General features: G+C 31.1%; 4 protein-coding genes. 1 reads left to right on the top strand and 3 read right to left on the bottom strand.

Going from position 1 to position 2,811, the window contains the following annotated elements; all coding sequences use genetic code 11:
* The first annotated feature begins 116 nt into the window (after positions 1 to 116).
* Complete coding sequence (locus AC30RD_RS08040; RefSeq protein WP_489493954.1) at positions 117 to 518, top strand: arsenate reductase ArsC; 402 nt, start codon at positions 117 to 119, stop codon at positions 516 to 518.
* Here the strand turns inward: AC30RD_RS08040 and AC30RD_RS08035 are convergent.
* From AC30RD_RS08035 to AC30RD_RS08025, 3 genes are all read right to left on the bottom strand, one after another.
* Positions 510 to 1,454 carry a tRNA dihydrouridine synthase gene (locus AC30RD_RS08035; protein ID WP_489493953.1) on the bottom strand — a complete coding sequence of 315 codons (945 nt, stop codon included), beginning with the start codon at positions 1,452 to 1,454 and terminating at the stop codon, positions 510 to 512. The genes AC30RD_RS08040 and AC30RD_RS08035 overlap by 9 nt on opposite strands.
* A 77-nt stretch (positions 1,455 to 1,531) precedes the next feature.
* Positions 1,532 to 2,542 carry a hypothetical protein gene (locus AC30RD_RS08030; protein ID WP_489493952.1) on the bottom strand — a complete coding sequence of 337 codons (1,011 nt, stop codon included), beginning with the start codon at positions 2,540 to 2,542 and terminating at the stop codon, positions 1,532 to 1,534.
* A gap of 55 nt (positions 2,543 to 2,597) precedes the next feature.
* A complete protein-coding gene (locus AC30RD_RS08025; protein WP_489493951.1) occupies positions 2,598 to 2,726 on the bottom strand; it encodes a 23S rRNA (pseudouridine(1915)-N(3))-methyltransferase RlmH in 129 nt (42 codons plus the stop codon).
* Positions 2,727 to 2,811 lie beyond the last annotated feature (85 nt).

The following is a 2,811-nucleotide window of genomic DNA, read 5'->3' as shown; positions in this document are numbered from 1 at the left end:
ATTTTGAAGGCTTATCTACATGGTGATAAGTCAAAAAATTTTTAATTGCCTATAAGCTCAATGAAAAGTACTAATGTGATAAAGTCTATTGCAAAATTCGGGTTTAAAGAGAGAGTATGAAAAAAGTCCTAATTTTATGCACAGGAAATAGCTGTAGGTCCATCATGGCAGAAGGTTTGATAAACAAATATCTAAAAAATAAAGTAAAAGCTTATAGTGCCGGAAGCAACCCCGCAGGCAGTGTCAATCCAAACGCAAAAAAGGTTTTATTAAAAGAGGATGCTTGGGAAGATTATTATTCAAAAAATATAGATGAGATAATAGATATAGATTTTGATCTTGTTATAACGGTTTGCGATAACGCAAAAAAGAGTTGCCCTATTTTTCCAAAAAAAACAAAAGTTATTCATATACCTTTAGAAGATCCGGACAAAAAACCCTATGAAGAGTTTTTAAAAACAAAAGAATTAATTAAACAAAAAATAATCCCAGTAGTAAAAAAAGAGCTTTTAAACTAAATCTTTTGAAGAGAAAAACTCCAAAATCTCCTCTTTCATTATTTTGGGATCGCTAATTTTGTTGATTTTATCTCTAAAGGATGAGGCTCCTTTATACCCTTTTGAGTATGTATGAAGATGCTTTCTAAACATAACAGCGCCATATTCGCCGTAAAATTTTATCATTTGATTGAAATGTTCCAATATTATTTTGGTTTTTATCTCTTCATCAACAAACTCTTTTTCATTTTTTAGCTGGTAAAATATCCAAGGTTTGCCTATAGCCCCGCGTCCTATCATCACACCGTCTGCTTTTGTATATCTTAAAACCGAGTTTGCCTTTTTAAAATCGGTTATATCTCCGTTTGCAATGATCGGCAAACTTACCGCCTCTTTTGCATCTTTTATAGCGCTATAATTAACCGGAGCTTTAAAACCGCCGCTTCTTGTTCTTCCATGTATCGTTATAAAATCAGCACCGGCTCTTTCAATCTCTTTTACTATCTCAACTACTCTGTTTTCGCTAAACCCTATCCTTATCTTTACCGAGGTATACTCTTTATTTGAATATTTTTTTATAGTCTCTACCAATTTTGCCAATTTTTTAGGCTCTTTCAAAAGGGCGCTACCGGCTCCTTGTTTTACCACTTTTGGAACCGGGCATCCAGCATTAAGGTCTATTCCGTCAATTCCCTCTATATCATTTAGCCTTAAAATTGCCTCTTTTATTATATTTTCGTCGCTTCCGGCGATCTGAACAAAATATGGATCTTCTAAAGGGGATTTTTCAATCATTTTATATGTTTTTTTACTATCATAAACCAAAGCGTTTGAACTGATCATCTCACTTACGGTCAAATCGGCACCAAACTTTTTAACCACGCTTCTAAAAGGAAGGTCCGTAAAACCAGCAAGGGGAGCCAATATATAAAGAGGTTTTGAAAAATTTAGTTTCATAAATATCCTCTAAAATTTTTGAAGGTATTTTAAAATATTTTTAAGGTAAATGCAAGAGCCTCAATTTGAGGCTAAAGTTAGATAAAAAGCTCTAAAGGATAGTTTCTTCCGCACTCTTTAAGCTCTAAAAAGGCTTTTAGATTTAAAAATTCGCTCTCTTCGCTATTTTCCAATTCATCTTTTGCTTTATCTATCATCTCAAGATCCAAAAGAGTATAGATATATGCAGCTTCTGCTTTTTCGTTACTATTTTTTAAAAGTTCAAAAAGCTTTAGTCTCTCATCGGGCATAAATAGATCGCTAGCTTTTTTTGCTAATTCAATAAAATCTTTTTCATTAAGATCAAGTTTTGACTCTTGAATTATATAGATTAGGTCTGCAACGTTTAAGTCTAATTTTCTCTCCTCTTTTTTAGCAATATCTATTAGGTTAAATAAGCTCTCTTTATCAAAAATTTTTGAATAATCTTTTATTTTCGCGATATCACCATACTCTAAAAACTTATTTAGCGCTTTTTTGCATAGATCTTTTGGAAATTCTTTGCATCTATTTAATATTACGCCGCTATATGTAGGCTCTTCTTGGATTCTATTTTCCAAATTTTTTATAAAAATAGGGTTGTCGTTTGAGAGCTTTATCTCCTTAATTTCGATATATTCGCCTCTTTCGATATCTTTTACGTATTGAACAGCTTTTCTTAAAAGATCCTCTTTACAATCAAAATTGTATTGGGTTAAAAGAATATTTGATCTATCTGTAACAGAACCGATATTTCTAAACTCTGCGGTTTTATAATTTTGAATTTTTGGTTCTCTTAAAATGGCATTAAATAAAGATTTAACGATAGTTTCATAATCTTTTTTATATTTTTTGCCTTTCATATAACCTTTAAACGAATAGTAAGCCATATGAAATATAGATGCAAAATAGAGCAAAATCATAGGTATTATTATCCAAACTGCCACAGGTAAAGTAATAGGTATCCCTAAAATATCAAAGGTATATTTTGTTTCAATCTGGGAATATACCGCAACTCCGATTATTGCAATAAGTAAAATCGAAAAAAAGGTATATCTTTTCAAATGCATAGCTCTCTCCTAAAAATAAGCTGATTAAACTTTAACAAATTTTTGCTTAAAGTTTCTATTTATGGTAAGGGTGTTTAAATATGATGGTATAGGCTCTAAAAATTTGCTCAAGTAAAACGAGTTTTGCGATTTTATGGCTAAGGGTTAATTTACTTAAACTTATAGTTAAATCACATTTTTTCAAAAACTCCTCTTCAAATCCAAAAGCCCCGCCTATAAAAAAGATATCTTTGGATTTTCTTTTAAAATTTTGGCAAATTCAAAACTAT

This window comes from Nitrosophilus sp. (genome assembly GCF_982775275.1).
The sequence above is the reverse complement of the archived record's forward strand: the minus strand, read 5'-3'. Positions and strand labels throughout refer to the sequence as shown.